Consider the following 14,918-nt stretch of genomic DNA (forward strand, 5'->3'; position numbering starts at 1 on the left):
CCCTACCGGGCCGCCCACTGGTCGTAACCCAGCTTCGCCACCAACGCCAGCACCACCACCAGCAACACCACCCGCACGAACCCCGACCCGCGACGCAACGCCATCCGCGCACCCACCACCGCGCCCGCGATGTTGCACACCGCCATCGCCGCGCCCAACCACCACCACACGTGCCCGGTCACCGCGAACACCACCAACGCACCCAGATTCGTACCCGCGTTGACGACCTTCGCCATCGCCGACCCGTGCACGAAATCCGCACCCACCAACGTCGTGAACGCCAGCACCAGAAACGTGCCCGTCCCCGGCCCGATCAACCCGTCGTACAGGGCGATGCCCACCCCAGCCACACCGATCGCCGCCGCCACCCGCACCCGCGTCCGCCGCGCCGGCACGGCCACCACCCCCAACCGGGGACGCAGCAACACGAACACCGCCACCGCCACCAGAACCACCAACACCACCGGCCGGTACGCCGACGCCGGCACCGCCCCGGCCAACGCCGCACCCACCCCCGCGCTGAGCACCGCCACACCCGCAGCCGGCCCCGCCACCCGCCAGTCCACCTTCGTGCGCCGCGCGTACGTCGCCGCCGCCGTCGCCGTACCGAAGATCGCCGCCAACTTGTTCGTGCCCAACGCGGTCGCCACCGGAACCCCCGGAGCCGCCACCAACAACGCCGGCAGCAGCAACAACCCGCCACCACCGACCACGGCATCCACCCACCCGGCCATCGCCGCGGCGGCCAGCAGGGTACTCAGCGATACGGCGTCCACGGTCGGCAATTCTCCCCACCCGCCGCGCCCCACCAGCCCGTCAAGTGGCGCGACTCACCGCTCACTGGCCCCGCCTACGCCGCAACCACACCCCCCACGCCCCGACCGCCACGAACACGAGCATCGAACACAGCAACAGTTTCACCACGCGGCAACCCTGCCACGGGCACGTAAGGTGCAGGAGTGCGCCTGGCCACCTTCAACCTGCTGCACGGACGATCCCTCACCGACGGCCTCGTCGACCCCGACCGACTCGCCGCCGCCGTACGCGCCCTCGACGCCGACGTCCTCGCCCTACAGGAAGTCGACCGCGACCAACACCGCAGCGGCAACCTCGACCTCACCGCCATCGCCGCCCGAGCCCTCGACGCGCCACACCACCGCTTCGCGGCCGCCGTCGTCGGCACCCCCGGCGAACGGTTCCGCCCCCTGCGCCACGACGACGACGGCCACGGCGAACCCTGCTACGGCATCGGCCTCATCAGCCGCCACCCCGTGCGCAGCTGGCACATCACCCGACTCAAACCCGCGCCCGTACGCTCACCCATCTACGCCCCCGGCCCCGGCGGCGGCCTCATCCTCCTCGACGACGAACCCCGCGTCGTCCTCGCCGCCATCCTGGACACCCCCCACGGCCCCCTCACCGTCGCCGCGACCCACCTGTCCTTCGTACCCGGCTGGAACGCCCGCCAACTCCGCCAGACCGTCCGCGCCCTGCGCGCCCTACCCGGCCCCCGCGTCCTGCTCGGCGACCTCAACCTCCCCGCCGGCCCGGCCCGCCTCGTGTCCCGCTGGCAGCCACTCGGCCGCCGCCCCACCTACCCCTCCGGCCAACCCCGCGTCCAACTCGACCACATCCTCGCCGACCGGCACGCTCTCGACGCGCTCCCACCCGTACGGGCCGTCACCACGCCGACGTCCACCATCTCCGACCACCGACCCCTGCTCGTCGACCTCGGCTGAGGTCACCCTCAGCGCGCCGCGTCACCGTCCGCCGACACCAGGGCGGCCAACACCCGATGGGTACGACTCGCGCGGATCGCCTCCCGCTGCTGCCCGGCCGTCACCTCGATGTACGTCTGCGACGACGCCAACGACGCGTGCCCCAACAACCGCATGATCTCCGCCGCGCTCGCGCCGTCCTCCGCCAACCGGGTCGCGAACGTGTGCCGCAACGCGTGCAACCGCGCCCCCTTGGGCACCCGGTCCCCGATACCCGCCCGCCGGTAACACGACTCGACCAGATACTGCAGACCACCACGGCGCATCGGCTCACCCTGCCGGTCCACCAGCAACGCCGAGTCGGGGCGTACCGACCGCGACCCGAACCGCCGCGCCCGACTGGCCAGATAGTCCGCCAACACCCGGTCCAGATCCGCCTCGATCGGCACCACCCGGGGACGCCCACCCTTGCCGACCACCTCGATACGCCGCTCACCCGGCCGCCCACTCAGCGACCCCACCCGCAACGCCAGCAGCTCGGACAGGCGCAACCCGGCGCACAGCGCCACCGCCAACACCGCCACGTCCCGCTCCGGCCACGGGTCCCGCTGCCGCCCGTCGTCACGCGCCACCGACGCCAGCAGCACCTCGGGGGTGTCCGCGCCGCGCAACGGCTTCGGCTGGGGGAGTAACGCCCGGGGCCGCCCGACCGCCGGCATCGGATTACCCGCCACCACCCCGTCGGCCACCAGGAACGTGAAGAAGCTGTTCCAGGTGGACCAGGCGCGGTGTACGGACGCGGGCGCGCGGGGCGCGGCGAACTGGGCGAAGGCCGCCCGCATCACCCGGGGGGAGAGGTCGGTGATCGTCAACTCGTCGAGGGGGAGGGGAGTGGCATCACCATCGGCGACCAGGGCGGCCACCGCGTGCAGGTCGCGTCGGTAGGCCGCCAGGGTGTGGGGGGAGGGCTTGCGGGTGGCCCGCGCGGTCAGGAACTCCTCGATCAGCACCTTGAGCGATTCGTCCTGTTTGTCATGCATAAGGCATATTATGCATGATTCTCGCGTTGCCCGAAAGAGCGAAAGAGGGGGAGTCGCGCCGCCTGGCCAGCAGAGGGCCCGCGGATTTCCGGGGGGCCGAGACACCGAGCGTTCCGGATCCCGGTGACCGACTGGACGGGCGCGACGTGAGCCGGCCGCATGGACGTGAGGTCGACCTTTGCGCCCGTCCCGGCGCGGGGCGGGTGTCCGGACAGACGCGACGTGGACCCGCCGTGCGGGCAGGTGTCATGGAGTGTGGGCTCCGTGTCCCGGCGCGCGTGCCGTCCGCCGCCAGATCGACGTCCTCCCGGCGGCGCCGTTCGACGCGGCGGCATGGATGCGCCACCAGCCCGACCTGTGTACCGACGAGATCTTGGACAGTTCCCAAGATCTGCTCAGATCCTGTGGGCACGGGCGGTCGGGGACCCTCTTCTGGTCTTCACTTTACATAATGTGAATTATCGAATGTGGAGCGGCACCCGGAGATCGGCCCGGTGGGCTAGCGTGTCGTCGATCTACTGGGGAGATTCCTCGCAGCCTTGTCGGAAAGAAGCAATCACGTGTCACTGTGGAAGAAGACCGCCGTCGTCGCGGTCTCGGCGCTTACGGCGCTTACCGCCTCCGCCTGCGGCGTGGCGACCGGTTCGTCGGGCTCGTCCGACGCGCCGAAGCAGACCAGCGTCCTTGAGCTGCTGGCCAGCGACCTCAAGGGGTCGTTGCAGAAGACGATCGACGCCACCGACAAGAGTGACTCGGTGACGCTGACGATGACGGGAACGGCCGCCGGCCAGAAGATCTCCATGCAGGGTGTCCTGGACCTGGGTGACCCGGTCAAGGCCGAGATGACGATGGCGGACCCGAGCGACGGCCCGACCACCGTCCGGCTGATCGGGACCGCGTTCTACGTCGAGGTGCCGGCGAAGGACCGCTCGAGCATGGGCGGTAAGCGCTGGCTGAAGATGGACATGGGCAGCATCGGCCAGCAGGCCGGGATGGACTTCAGCAAGCAGTTCGAGGACATCGACCCGACCAAGCAGGTCAAGACGCTGCTCGCGTCGGAGGGCGTGACGGTCGTCGGTGAGGAGACGGTGAACGGGGCGCGGACCGTCCACTACACCGTCACCACTCCGGTGGCGACGCAGCTGGCTCAGGTCGACGCCAAGCTGCGGGACGCTGTCGAGAAGCAGTTCACCGCCGCGGGCGTCAAGGAGGTCAAGGTCGACCTCTGGGTCGACGAGCAGTACCGGCCGCGCCGTGCGGCCACGGTCATGGGCGCGATGGGCGACTTCGTGGTCGACTACACCGACTACGGCAAGGCGGTCACCATCGAGACGCCTCCGCCGGCGGAGACCACTGACTTCGCCGAGATGTTGCAGGGGCTCAAGGGTCTGGGCACCGACAACTGATTCCAGGCGGTGTGACTCTGCCCGGCCAGCGCGGAGACGCGGCGGCCGGGCAGAGTCGTTTCCGCCGCCCTCTCCCCCTGCTCGGCTTGTCGACCTGATCGGGTATCAGTGCGGCATGCCGGCCGGGAACTCCTCGACTCCCAGCACGCGCAGCAGCTCAAGCTTCTCCCGGGCCTCCGCGTCGGCCGGGGTCAGCACCAGCAGTTGCTGGCCCAGGTCGGGGGTGACAAGGGTTTCGCAGTCCATCGTGATAAGGCCGACGCGCGGGTGCCGGAACGTCTTGCGGTCGGCCCGGCGCACCGCCACCTCGTGCTCGGCCCACAGTCGGCGGAAGTCGTCGCTCGCCGCCCGCAGCCGTCCGATCAGGCCGGTCACCACGGGGTCGCCGGCCCGCCGGCCGGCCACGGCGCGCAGGTCGGCGACCTGCTGGCGGGCGTGCCGCTGCCATTCGTCGGGGCCGTGGAGATCACGGATGGTCGGGTCGGTGAAGTAGCGGTACGCGACGTAGCGTCGATCGCCCGTCAGCCCGGTGGTGTGGTCGCCGCTGAGCAGGATCGACATGCGGTTCTGGGCCAGGGTCTCGCCGAGGTCGGACAGGACCATGGCGGGGGTGTCGCCCACCAGGTCGAGCATGCGGACCAGGCCGGTCCGGGCGAGGCGGGCGGTGCCGTCGGCGGGCGGCGGCTGGTGGCCGGCCAGGTGGAACAGGTGGTTTCGCTCGTCGTCGGTCAGGCGCAGGGCGCGGGCAAGGGCGCCGAGCAGTTGGGTCGACGGCTGGCTGCTGCGGCCCTGCTCGAGGCGGACGACGTAGTCGACGGACATGCCAGCGAGCAGGGCGACCTCCTCGCGGCGCAGGCCGGCGGTGCGGCGGCGAGGGCCGTCGGCGATGCCGACCTCGGCGGGGCGGATGGCTTCGCGCCGGCGCCGCAGGAAGTCGGCGAGCTGCTCACGCTGCATGCCTCCATGCTGCCTCGGGGACTGGGGCCGAGCCAGGGAGTGGCGCTCCCACGATAAGCGCTCCGCTGCCGGTGGGCCGGAAAGCGGCGCAGGGTGGAGCCGGGATCGACCGACGAGGGAGAGTTTCGATGCAGATGCGCGCTCTGGGCAGTACGGGTCCGCTGGTTTCCGCGGTGGGGCTGGGGGCGATGAGCATGTCGGGCGCGTACGGCCCGGCCGATCGCGAGGAGAGCATCGCCACGGTACGGGCGGCGCTGGACGCGGGGGTCACGCTTGTCGACACGGGTGACTTCTATGGCATGGGGCACAACGAGCTGCTGCTGTCGGAGGCGTTGCGGGGGCGCGACCGGGACAGTTACGTGTTGAGCGTGAAGTTCGGGCAGCAGGTGGGGCCGGGGATGCGGTTCGCCGGTCAGGACTCTCGGCCGGATTCGGTGCGGAACTTCCTGAGCTACTCGTTGACCCGTCTCGGTGTCGACCACGTGGACATCTACCGGCCGGCCCGGCTCGACCGGTCGGTGCCGATCGAGGACACGATCGGCGCGATCAAGGAGATGATCGACGCCGGTTATGTGCGGTACGTGGGGCTCTCCGAGGTTGACGCGGAGACCGTCCGGCGGGCGCACGCCGTCCATCCGGTTGCTGATCTTCAGATCGAGTATTCGCTGCTGTCGCGGGCGGTCGAGGCCGAGGTGCTGCCCACGCTGCGGGAGTTGGGCGTCGGGCTGACCGCGTACGGGGTGCTGGGCCGTGGCCTGCTCTCGGGGAGTTGGGTGCCGGGGCGAGCGGACGATCCACGTAACCGCAGTCCTCGCTTCTCGGCTGAGAACGCGTCGCACAACCTGGCCCTGGTGGAGGCGTTGCGCCGGGTCGCCGACGCGAAGGGGTGCACGGTGGCGCAGTTGGCGATCGCGTGGGTGGCGGCGCAGGACCCGTCCATCGTTGCGCTGGTGGGTGCGCGTACCCGGCAGCGGCTGGCCGAGGCGTTGCCGGCGTTGGACGTGGAGCTGTCGGCCGGGGATCTCGAAGAGATTGAGGCGGCTGTGCCGAAGGGTGCCGCGCGGGGTGACCGTTACCCGGCGGCGTTCATGTCGAGCCTTGGCGTCGGTAACTAGTACCTCGTCGTGCCGCTGCGACCCGGTGGTGTGGGTGATCGAGGCGGGGTGGCTGCCTGGCCGGCGCGGAGACGCGCCGGCCAGGCAGCGTGGTTCGGGCGGCCCTTGTCCCCCCGGGCTCGGTCAGGCGAATTGGTCGGCCAGCTTGCGGAGCTTGTCGACGTACGCGGGCCAGTCGTAGTCGGGGATGCTGGTGCCGTCCTTGCGCCATCCGACGGCCCCGTCGTGCTGCTCGCGCATGATGTCCAGCTGACCGGCGTGCCGGGCGAGGTCGCCGCTGACGTGCATGATGATCCGGGCCAGTGTCACGTCCTGGCGGCCGGGTTGCCACCAGGGCACCTGCCCCGGCGCGTCGAGCGGTAGTTGGTCGATCGTCTCGTCGGCGAAGGCGCCGACGCGGCGGTACAGGTCGATGAGGCCGTCCTTGGTCTCGTTCTCGTAGGCGTACCAGTCCGCCTGCGGGTCGTCGTCGAACGCGGTGAGCGGGACCAGCTCCTGCGGTGTGGGGAACTCGCGGCCGAAGGTGGTCCCGAAGTAGGCGGCCTCGACGTTGAGGCAGTGTTTGACGACGCCGAGCATGTTGTTGCCGGTGGTGGTGCGGGGCGTTCGGGCGTCGCGTTCGCTGATGCCGTCGAGTTTCCAGATGAGGTCGTCGCGGTGCCTGCGGTGGTAGTAGTGCATCGCGGCTTTGGTGTCGCCCAGGTCAGCCATGGCGGTCATTGTCGCGTACCGGCCCCGGGTTGTGGGATTCGGCGGAGCCAGGCCTGGGTGTGGGCGCGCAGCAGGGCGGGTTGTTCGAAGGGCAGTAGGAGGCGCCGGCCAGCAGGGCCGGTCCGTCGATGTGGTGGTCGAGCCAGGTGCTGATGGTGGTGGGTAGCGCCGGCTGCCGTGGTGGGGTTCGCGGACCGTAGGATGATCGGGATCTGTCGATCAGGGCGGGTGTCGTACGCGTCACAGCCTGAGCTGCAGGTCCGTGCCGGGTGTGCGCCGTCGCTGTCGCCGACCTCACGTGGGCCGTTCGCTGGGAATTCCTCCGGTGGGAGGCGCCGTTGTCCGTTCGGAAGATCAGGTCCACATGATCGGATGGATGTGTCATGCGCGTGCGTTCAGACGCGGTTGTGCTGTTCGGTGTGACAGGTGATCTTGTCTCGAAGAAGCTGTTTCCGGCGCTGTACGAGTTGACGCGGCGGGGGCGTCTCGACGTTCCGGTGATCGGGGTGGCCCGCTCCCCCTGGGACGACCAGCAGTTGGTGGCGACTGCCCGTAAGTCGGTGTCGGAGGCTTCCGACGAGGTGGATGACGAGACGTTCGACGCGTTGGCGGCCAACCTGTCGATGATCTCCGGGGACTACGCGGATCCGGCGACGTACGAGCGGTTGGCGGAGCGTCTGGGTGACGCGCGGCGGCCGATCTTCTACCTGGCGATTCCGCCCATGGTGTTCGGTTCGGTGGTGCGGGGCCTGGCGGCGGTCGGGTTGGCCGACCGTGGTCGGGTGATCGTGGAGAAGCCGTTCGGGCGTGACCTGGCCTCGTCCGAGGAGTTGGATCGGACGTTGCGGGCGGCCTTCGACGCGAGTCGGGTGTTCCGGATCGACCACTACCTCGGCAAGGAGGCGGTGGAGGGTTTGTACGCGTTCCGGTTCGCCAACCGGCTGTTCGAGCCGTTGTGGAACCGGGAGCACGTCGACAACGTGCAGGTGACCCTCGCGGAGGGTTTCGGTACGCAGGGTCGGGCCGGTTTCTACGACACGGTGGGTGCGACGCGCGACGTGTTGCAGAACCACATCTTGCAGGTCGTGGCGTTGATCGCGATGGACGCGCCGGCTGGTGACGACGTGGACTCGTTCCGCGAGGCGGAGGCGGCGGTGTTGCGGCAGATCGTGCCGTTGTCGCCGGAGTCGACGGTGCGGGGGCAGTACGCGGGTTACCGCGACGAGCCGGGTGTCGCGCCGGATTCGAACACCGAGACGTTCGTGGCGACGCGGTTGACGGTGGATTCGCCCCGGTGGGCGGGTGTGCCGTTCTATCTGCGCACGGGTAAGTCGTTGCCGGGGACGGCGACGGAGGTGGTGGTCGAGTTCAAGCGGCCGCAGCGGTCGTTGATCCCCGCCGAGGGTGGGGCGGAGGCGCCGGCGAACCTGTTGCGGTTCCGGTTGGGCCGTGGGGACGGCATCACGATGTCGATCCAGGCGAAAAGTCCGGGCGCGGAGGTGGCGAGTCGGCCGGTGGATCTGTCGGTGGACTTCGGCGCGGCGTTGGGTCGGCGTCAGGAGGCGTACGAGCGGTTGCTCGACGACGCGATGGACGGGCAGCATCTGCGGTTCGCGCGGGCGGAGACGATTCGGCAGGAGTGGCGGATCGTGGCGCCGATCCTGGATCTGGCGGCGCCGGTGCGCTCGTACGACAAGGGTAGTTGGGGTCCGGCGGACGCGGATGCGTTGGCGGGTGGGTGGCACGCGCCGGAGCTGCGGTAGTCGCGGCGTGGGCTGAGTGACCGCTCAGCTCACGGAAGGGACCGTCCGGCGATGGTGAGGTTTGCTCCTTGGGTGCGGGGTGGGCACGTTGTGACCACGTTTCGTCCGCCTCGGAGAGGAAGCAGCGCATGCTGTCCGCACTCGATCGTCGGCATACCGTCGCGCCGCCCGGCTACAGCCGGTGGCTCATTCCCCCGGCGGCGTTGGCCATCCACCTCTGTATCGGCCAGGTCTACGCCACGAGCGTCTACAAGAATTCGTTGATCGCCCATTTCGACACGGGTCAGACCGCGATCGGGGTGATCTTCAGTATCGCGATCGTGATGCTGGGGTTGTCCGCCGCGGTGGCCGGGACGTGGGTGGAGGCGAACGGGCCGCGTAAGGCGATGTTCGTGTCGGCCTGCTTCTGGGCGGCGGGTTTCCTGGTGGGGTCGCTGGGCATCGCCGCGAAGCAGTTGTGGCTGCTGTACCTGGGGTACGGCCTGCTCGGCGGCATCGGTCTGGGTATCGGGTACATCTCCCCCGTGTCCACGCTGATCAAGTGGTTCCCGGATCGGCCGGGTCTGGCGACCGGTTTGGCGATCATGGGGTTCGGTGGTGGGGCGATGGTGGCCTCTCCCCTGTCGCGGCAGTTGCTGTCGTTCTACGACCCGGGTTACGACCCGTCGAACGCGGGTTCGACGGCGTCGGGCAGCGCGCTGGTGTGGTTGTTCGTGACGTTGGGCCTGGGCTACTTCGTGATCATGATGTTCGGGGTGGCGAACGTGCGGGTGCCGGCCGAGGATTGGCGTCCGGCGGGCTTCGATCCCGCGTCGGTGGCGGCGAAGCCGCTGGTCACCACGGCGAACGTGTCGGCGGCGAACGCGGTGAAGACGCGGTCCTTCTGGTTGTTGTGGGTGGTGTTGTTCTGCAACGTGACGGCCGGTATCGGCATCCTCGAGCAGGCCAGCCCGATGATCCAGGACTTCTTCCGGGAGAACGGGACGTCGGCGGTGTCGGTGGCGGCGGCCGGTGGGTTCGTGGGTCTGCTGTCGTTGTTCAACATGGCGGGCCGGTTCGTGTGGTCGTCGACGTCGGACGTCATCGGCCGGAAGCCGATCTACCTGGTGTATCTCGGCGTGGGCATGGCGATGTACGCGCTGCTGGCGCTGTTCGGGCACACGGCGACGGCGTTGTTCGTGCTGTTCGCGTGCGTGATCCTGTCGTTCTACGGTGGCGGCTTCGCGACCGTGCCGGCGTACCTGCGGGACCTGTTCGGCACGTACCAGGTGGGGGCGATCCACGGCCGGTTGTTGACGGCCTGGTCGGCGGCGGGTGTCGCGGGTCCGTTGATCGTGAACGGGTTCCTCGACGCGCAGGGCAAGCCGGGCACGTTGACGGCGGCGGCGTACCGGCCGGCGCTGCTCACGATGGTGGGTGTCCTCGCGGTGGGCTTCGTGGCGAACCTGCTGGTGCGACCGGTGCCGCAGCGTTACCACGAGCCGGTGGAGCAGGACGTGGACGAGGTCACGGCGGCGGGAAGGAGTGGTACGCGATGAGCGACGACGGTCGGAGCGGGCAGCGGGCCCGGTTGTGGATCTCCTGGCTGGTGGTGGCGGTGCTGCTCGGCTACGGGGTGGTGCAGACGGTGATCACCGCGGCGAAGCTGTTCACCCACTGAGGGCGGTGGGCCGGGGCGCGTGTCGCGCGCCCCGGCTCACAGGGCGCCGGAGACCCGCAGCACGGCGCCGGCGGTGTAGGAGGCGTCCGGGCTGAGCAGCCAGGCGATGGCGGCGGCGATCTCGTCGGGTTCGCCGGCACGGCCCAGCGGGATACGGCCGACGGCGGTGTCGGCGCGGTCGGGTACGCCGGAGTCGGTGTGGATGTCGGTGCGCACGAGGCCGGGGGCGACGCCGTTGACGCGGATGCCGCGCGGGGCGAGTTCCTTGGCCAGGCCGACGGTGAGGGTGTCGGTGGCGGCCTTGACGGCGGCGTAGTGCACGTACTCCCCCGGGCTGCCGAGGGTCGCGGCGGCGGAGGAGACGTTGACGATGGCGCCGCCGTCGGTGAGGCGGCGGGCGGCCTGCTGGGCGCAGAGGACGTACCCGATGAGGTTGACGTCGACGACGCGGCGCAGGTCGTCCACGCGCAGCTCGGTGAACGGGCCGATGAGGCTGGTGACGCCGGCGTTGTTGACCAGGCCGGTGAGGGGTCCGAGCTGCGCGGCGGCGTCGAACAGGGCGGTGACCTGGTCGGGGTCGGTGGTGTCGGCGCGTACGGCGATGGCCTGAACGCCGGTGGCGCGCAGGTCGGCCAGGACGGTCGCGGCGGCGGCGTCGTCGCGGCGGTAGCACAGGGCGATGTGGTGGCCGGCTGCGGCGAGGCGGCGGGCGGTGGCCGCGCCGATGCCGCGGCCGCCGCCGGTGATGACGGTGACGGGTGTCATGGCGGCTCCACACGGTGTGGGTGGCGTTGCGCCGACGCTACCGTGACCGGGGCGCAGCAGTCGTCGTAAGGAGGGTCACACGCGGTGCTGGTGGCGCACGAGGCGCTCGGGGTGTGATCGCTTACGCTTCCCGCGCGGTCGTTCGGACTACGGAGGTGCGCGGTGGCGGGTGTGGGTGTCGGCGATGTCGTGGACGACTTCGAGCTGCCGGATGAGACGGGCACGCCGCGGCGGCTGTCGGAGTTCCTGGCGTCGGGGCCGGTGGTGCTGTTCTTCTATCCCGGGGCGATGACGCGGGGGTGCACGGCGGAGAGCTGCCACTTCCGGGATCTGGCGGCGGAGTTCACGGCGCTGGGCGCGTCGCGGGTGGGCATCAGCCGCGACGAGGTGGCCAAGCAGGCGGAGTTCTCGACGATGCACGGCTTCGACTATCCGCTGCTGTCGGATGTGGACGGGACGGTCGCGCGGGCGTTCGGGGTGCGGCGGCGGGTGCCGTTGGCGGCGCTGAGCACGAAGCGGATGACGTTCGTGATCGGCACGGACCGGCGGGTCATCGAGGTGATCCACAGCGAGGTCAGCATGAACGACCACGCCGATCGGGCGTTGCGGGCCCTCGGCGGTTAGGGCGTGTGTGAAAGTCCTCGGTCGAGCCGAGGCGGAGTCCAGCCAACGGCCGGCCAGGGGCTTTCACACACGCCCTAAGCCCCGTGCGGTGGGTGTCGCAGCCGACTGGTATCAAGACAGCAATCAAACAGGTGTACGGAAGAGGGTTGTGATGGATGCCGGCCAGGGTTTGTCCACTGACGAGGTGCGCAGCATCCGGGAGGCGTTGGCGGCCGGCCGTAAGCCGAGGGTGGTTTTCACCGCGTCGGCGGGGCAGATCGCCGGTCAGGTCGGCCAGGTGGTCGAGTTGACCGATCCGGAGGTGTCCGACGAGTTCGTCGTGGTGCGGTTCGGTCGTGACGAGTTGCCGTTCTCCGCCGCCGATCTGGCGGTCGCGCCCAAGGGCGCGGGCCGGCGGGTGGCGGAGCCGAAACCGGAGCCGGAGCCGGAGGCGCCCGTGGTGGCCGCGCCGGAGTTCGTGTTGGACACGCCGCGGGTGCCCGCGCAGCGACAGGAGGAGCCGAAGGTGGAGCAGGCCGAGAAGCCGCCGGCGCGGCGGGCGGTCAAGGCCGCGAAGCCCAAGGGGCCCGCGGGCCTCACGGTGACCCTGGCGTACGCGGACGGCGAGTGGACGGTCGCCGCTCAGCAGGGCAGCAAGGCCCTGGCGAAGCCGTACGTGGTGAAGCCGGCCGAGGCGTTGAAGATGGTGGCGCTGGTGGACGTGCCGGGTGTGCAGGAGGCGGTGGAGCAGATCCTGGGCGCCGAGCGGGCCGAGGCGGAGCAGCAGGCGGAGAAGCTGCGGGCGGAGCTGGCCGAGATCGAGGCCCGGTTGGCGGAGCTGCGCGAGGCGAGCTGAGCGCTGGTTTTCCTGCTCGCGGCGGGTCTGCCCCGGTGGGGTGGGCCCGCCGTGGCGGTGTCGGGATCAGTTGTTGTGGTGGTGCTCGAGCAGTCGGGTGAGCAGGCGGATCAGCTGCGCGCGTTCGGCGCTGGACAGGGGCGCGAGCAGGTCGTCCTGCACGCGGGCGACGGTGTCGGCCATCCGGTGGGCTTCGTCGGCGCCCGCGGCGGTGAGGCTGATGACGTTGCGGCGGCGGTCGGCCGGGTCGGGGGCGCGTACCACGAGTCCCCGACCGGCCAGGTCGTTGATGGCGGCCACGACGTCGCTGCGGTCGATGCCGCAGCGGCGGCCCAGGGCGGCCTGGCTCGCGGGGCCGTCCTCGGCCAGCGAGGCGAGCAGCCGGAAGTGGTAGCCGCGCAGGTCGTGTGCGGCGAAGCCCGCGCTGGCGAGTCGCCCGGCGTGGGCGGCGGCCTGGTTGAGCAGCCAGCTCGCGGTGGTACGCAGCCCGGCGGGTGACTGCGGGGCGGTGGCGTCCATGGCGGGAGCCTAACAGTAATCGTTGGCGTGACCCACAAACCATGTTACGTTGGTTCTACCAACGTTGGTCCAGCCAACGTTTTCGAAGGAGGCTTCGTGTCCACTCTCAACGGTCAGGTCATCGGTCAGGCCCACTTCGCCACCCGGGCCCTGCTCGACCGCGCCGTCGCGCCCCTGGGCGTCGACTTCGCCCAGGTCCTCGCCCTCAACGCCCTCACCGCCGGCCCCGCCGACCGGACCTCGCTCGTGCGACGCCTCGCGAGCGCCCGCAGGGTCGACGAGTCGGCCGTGCACGAGGTGATCGCCGGCCTCGTCGACGCCGGCCTGGCGCGGCTCGACGACACCGCCGAGCCGCGGGTGTCGCTCACCGACGCCGGCCACCGCACGCAGGCCCGTGTCGCCGAGGCCGTCGGGGGCATCACCGCCCGGCTGTACGGGGACATCCCGCCCGCCGAGGCCGACGTCGCCGCCCGCGTCCTCACGCTCGTCACCGAGCGGGCCAACGACGAGCTGGCCGGCGGGACCGCTCAGAAGTAGTCGAGCAGTTGCGCCGGACCGCCGCCGCCCAGCAGGTCCAGGGCGTCCGGCTCGACGCCCACGGTGTGCACCAGGCCGGCCTGGGCCACCGAGCGGGCGCCCGCCGCCCCGGCGTACAGCAGCGCGAAACCGCGCACGTCCAGCCGCAGGTCCGCCTCGCCGTCGATCCGGGTCAGCTCGGCTTCGCCGTCGGCGACGGCGAGGCGCCAGGTACCGGTGTTCCAGTCGGCGAGCGCGTCGGTGAGGTGGAAGTCGACGACGCCCCGCAGGTACGCGGGCCAGCCGCGTTCGCCGACCGCTCGTACGACGTCGACCGGGCGGTGCATCCACAGGTCCCGCTCGTGGTCCCGGGCCGCCTCCAAGGGTAGGTGGACGCTGACGGCGTCACCGTCGAGCGGGCACAGCCGCAGGGTCGGCGCGACGCTGGCCCAGCTCCCGAGCACGCCGACGAGTTCCCGGGCCGCGTCGGCGGTGGTGGCCAGGGCCTCGTCGACGGTGAGCACCGAGTCGGCGCCGTAGCCACGGCCGCGTTGCCAGGTGGCGTAGCCGACGAGGGTGCCGTCGTCCTCGACGAGCGTGATCCCGTCACCGGGCAGTTTCGCGTCGGCGGCGAAGAAGTCGAACAGCTTGCCCCGGCGCGTCAGCATGCCGTTGCGGTGGCGGGTGACCCGCTCGTACAGGGCGGCGACGGCGTCCAGGTCGGCGGGGGCGCCGGCGCGGACGGTCAGGTGCGACGCGGGCCGGTGCCGGGGCAGCGCGGCGGTCGCGAGGTCAACGGTGCGCAGCGCACCGGCGGCCTCCCAACCGCAGGCGCGGTAGGGGGCTGCGACGGTCGGGTACAGCGCGCTGATCGCCGCGCCGCGCTCGCGGGCCCCGGCCAGCAGCGCGGTGACCAGGGCTCGGGCCACTCCCCGGCCCCGCGCCTCGGGGGCGACCGCCACCCCGGCGACGTCGGCCGCCGCGACGGCCCGCCCGGACCACCACTGGTCGTGGTGCAGGTCGACGGCCTTGCCGACGAGCCGGCCGGTGTCGTCGAACGCGCCGTAGCGGGTCATGCCCGGCACCTCGACGCTCGTGCTGGGGGCACGCTCCTGGCCGGAGCCGAACGCGAACCGGCCCAGCTCCCAGGCGTCGTCCAGGTCGTCGATGGTGAGTTCACGAACGCGCATCGGCACACCGTAGCGGCCCACCCCCACACCGACCAGCCGATAACCGCCCCCGCCGAACGCCCGTCGATCATGGAGTCGTGGTGGGTGACAAAGCGCCCG

General features: G+C 71.0%; 16 protein-coding genes. 9 read left to right on the forward strand and 7 right to left on the reverse strand.

Features of this window, described 5'->3' with window-relative positions; all coding sequences use genetic code 11:
* Positions 1-2: 2 nt before the first annotated feature.
* Positions 3-776, reverse strand: a complete 774-nt coding sequence (locus ABZ272_RS17965) for a TSUP family transporter (RefSeq protein WP_355051052.1) — start codon at positions 774-776, stop codon at positions 3-5.
* A 183-nt stretch (positions 777-959) separates the two neighbouring features.
* Here ABZ272_RS17965 and ABZ272_RS17970 point away from each other — a divergent pair, with 183 nt between their 5' ends.
* On the forward strand, positions 960-1,739 hold the full coding sequence (locus tag ABZ272_RS17970) for an endonuclease/exonuclease/phosphatase family protein (protein ID WP_355051053.1): 780 nt from the start codon (positions 960-962) through the stop codon (positions 1,737-1,739).
* An 8-nt stretch (positions 1,740-1,747) separates the two neighbouring features.
* Here ABZ272_RS17970 and ABZ272_RS17975 read toward each other — a convergent pair whose 3' ends face one another.
* Entirely contained in the window at positions 1,748-2,758 is a 1,011-nt protein-coding gene (locus ABZ272_RS17975; RefSeq protein ID WP_355051054.1) for a tyrosine-type recombinase/integrase, read from the reverse strand.
* A gap of 560 nt (positions 2,759-3,318) precedes the next feature.
* Between ABZ272_RS17975 and ABZ272_RS17980 the strand changes: the two genes are divergently transcribed.
* Positions 3,319-4,164: a hypothetical protein gene (locus ABZ272_RS17980; RefSeq protein ID WP_355051055.1), complete on the forward strand. Its 846-nt coding sequence runs from the start codon at positions 3,319-3,321 to the stop codon at positions 4,162-4,164.
* Between the two features lie 105 nt (positions 4,165-4,269).
* On the opposite strand, the gene ABZ272_RS17985 is transcribed toward ABZ272_RS17980, so the two are convergent.
* A complete protein-coding gene (locus ABZ272_RS17985) occupies positions 4,270-5,121 on the reverse strand; it encodes a helix-turn-helix transcriptional regulator (RefSeq protein WP_355051056.1) in 852 nt (283 codons plus the stop codon).
* A gap of 128 nt (positions 5,122-5,249) precedes the next feature.
* Between ABZ272_RS17985 and ABZ272_RS17990 the strand changes: the two genes are divergently transcribed.
* A complete protein-coding gene (locus ABZ272_RS17990; protein WP_355051057.1) occupies positions 5,250-6,236 on the forward strand; it encodes an aldo/keto reductase in 987 nt (328 codons plus the stop codon).
* Between the two features lie 123 nt (positions 6,237-6,359).
* Here the strand turns inward: ABZ272_RS17990 and ABZ272_RS17995 are convergent, their stop codons facing one another.
* Positions 6,360-6,947: a DinB family protein gene (locus tag ABZ272_RS17995; protein ID WP_355051058.1), complete on the reverse strand. Its 588-nt coding sequence runs from the start codon at positions 6,945-6,947 to the stop codon at positions 6,360-6,362.
* 383 nt (positions 6,948-7,330) lie between these two features.
* Between ABZ272_RS17995 and zwf the strand changes: the two genes are divergently transcribed.
* The 3 genes from zwf to ABZ272_RS18010 all read left to right on the forward strand — a co-directional run bounded on the left by zwf (position 7,331) and on the right by ABZ272_RS18010 (position 10,370).
* Positions 7,331-8,710, forward strand: a complete 1,380-nt coding sequence (gene zwf / locus ABZ272_RS18000; RefSeq protein WP_355051059.1) for a glucose-6-phosphate dehydrogenase — start codon at positions 7,331-7,333, stop codon at positions 8,708-8,710.
* Between the two features lie 128 nt (positions 8,711-8,838).
* Positions 8,839-10,248 (forward strand): OFA family MFS transporter, encoded by a 1,410-nt coding sequence (locus ABZ272_RS18005; RefSeq protein ID WP_355051060.1) that lies wholly within the window; start codon positions 8,839-8,841, stop codon positions 10,246-10,248.
* Positions 10,245-10,370, forward strand: a complete 126-nt coding sequence (locus tag ABZ272_RS18010; RefSeq protein WP_355051061.1) for a hypothetical protein — start codon at positions 10,245-10,247, stop codon at positions 10,368-10,370. The genes ABZ272_RS18005 and ABZ272_RS18010 overlap by 4 nt, the downstream gene beginning before the upstream one ends.
* Positions 10,371-10,406: 36 nt before the next feature.
* Here ABZ272_RS18010 and ABZ272_RS18015 read toward each other — a convergent pair whose 3' ends face one another.
* Positions 10,407-11,135 (reverse strand): SDR family oxidoreductase, encoded by a 729-nt coding sequence (locus ABZ272_RS18015; RefSeq protein ID WP_355051062.1) that lies wholly within the window; start codon positions 11,133-11,135, stop codon positions 10,407-10,409.
* A 162-nt stretch (positions 11,136-11,297) separates the two neighbouring features.
* On the opposite strand from ABZ272_RS18015, the gene ABZ272_RS18020 reads away from it, so the two are divergent.
* A complete protein-coding gene (locus ABZ272_RS18020; RefSeq protein ID WP_355051063.1) occupies positions 11,298-11,759 on the forward strand; it encodes a peroxiredoxin in 462 nt (153 codons plus the stop codon).
* 151 nt (positions 11,760-11,910) lie between these two features.
* Positions 11,911-12,594, forward strand: coding sequence for a hypothetical protein (locus ABZ272_RS18025; protein ID WP_355051064.1), 684 nt, complete (start codon positions 11,911-11,913; stop codon positions 12,592-12,594).
* Between the two features lie 66 nt (positions 12,595-12,660).
* Here ABZ272_RS18025 and ABZ272_RS18030 read toward each other — a convergent pair whose 3' ends face one another.
* On the reverse strand, positions 12,661-13,113 hold the full coding sequence (locus ABZ272_RS18030; RefSeq protein WP_355051065.1) for a MarR family winged helix-turn-helix transcriptional regulator: 453 nt from the start codon (positions 13,111-13,113) through the stop codon (positions 12,661-12,663).
* Positions 13,114-13,209: 96 nt separating this feature from the next.
* Between ABZ272_RS18030 and ABZ272_RS18035 the strand changes: the two genes are divergently transcribed.
* Entirely contained in the window at positions 13,210-13,650 is a 441-nt protein-coding gene (locus ABZ272_RS18035; protein ID WP_355051066.1) for a hypothetical protein, read from the forward strand.
* Here ABZ272_RS18035 and ABZ272_RS18040 read toward each other — a convergent pair.
* Positions 13,641-14,819 (reverse strand): GNAT family N-acetyltransferase, encoded by a 1,179-nt coding sequence (locus ABZ272_RS18040; RefSeq protein WP_355051067.1) that lies wholly within the window; start codon positions 14,817-14,819, stop codon positions 13,641-13,643. The two genes, ABZ272_RS18035 and ABZ272_RS18040, sit on opposite strands and share 10 nt — an antisense overlap.
* Positions 14,820-14,918 lie beyond the last annotated feature (99 nt).

Source organism: Micromonospora sp. NPDC005979 (assembly GCF_040614415.1).
GTDB lineage: Bacteria > Actinomycetota > Actinomycetes > Mycobacteriales > Micromonosporaceae > Micromonospora.

What these genes read in the sequence shown, in the direction of transcription:
- ABZ272_RS17975 (WP_355051054.1), bottom strand. Translation starts at nt 2,758, where the DNA reads ATGCATGACAAACAGGACGAATCGCTCAAGGTGCTGATCGAGGAGTTC.
- ABZ272_RS17985 (WP_355051056.1), bottom strand. Translation starts at nt 5,121, where the DNA reads ATGCAGCGTGAGCAGCTCGCCGACTTCCTGCGGCGCCGGCGCGAAGCC.
- ABZ272_RS17990 (WP_355051057.1), top strand. Translation starts at nt 5,250, where the DNA reads ATGCAGATGCGCGCTCTGGGCAGTACGGGTCCGCTGGTTTCCGCGGTG.
- ABZ272_RS17995 (WP_355051058.1), bottom strand. Translation starts at nt 6,947, where the DNA reads ATGGCTGACCTGGGCGACACCAAAGCCGCGATGCACTACTACCACCGC.
- zwf (WP_355051059.1), top strand. Translation starts at nt 7,331, where the DNA reads ATGCGCGTGCGTTCAGACGCGGTTGTGCTGTTCGGTGTGACAGGTGAT.
- ABZ272_RS18005 (WP_355051060.1), top strand. Translation starts at nt 8,839, where the DNA reads ATGCTGTCCGCACTCGATCGTCGGCATACCGTCGCGCCGCCCGGCTAC.
- ABZ272_RS18010 (WP_355051061.1), top strand. Translation starts at nt 10,245, where the DNA reads ATGAGCGACGACGGTCGGAGCGGGCAGCGGGCCCGGTTGTGGATCTCC.
- ABZ272_RS18015 (WP_355051062.1), bottom strand. Translation starts at nt 11,135, where the DNA reads ATGACACCCGTCACCGTCATCACCGGCGGCGGCCGCGGCATCGGCGCG.
- ABZ272_RS18025 (WP_355051064.1), top strand. Translation starts at nt 11,911, where the DNA reads ATGGATGCCGGCCAGGGTTTGTCCACTGACGAGGTGCGCAGCATCCGG.
- ABZ272_RS18030 (WP_355051065.1), bottom strand. Translation starts at nt 13,113, where the DNA reads ATGGACGCCACCGCCCCGCAGTCACCCGCCGGGCTGCGTACCACCGCG.
- ABZ272_RS18040 (WP_355051067.1), bottom strand. Translation starts at nt 14,819, where the DNA reads ATGCGCGTTCGTGAACTCACCATCGACGACCTGGACGACGCCTGGGAG.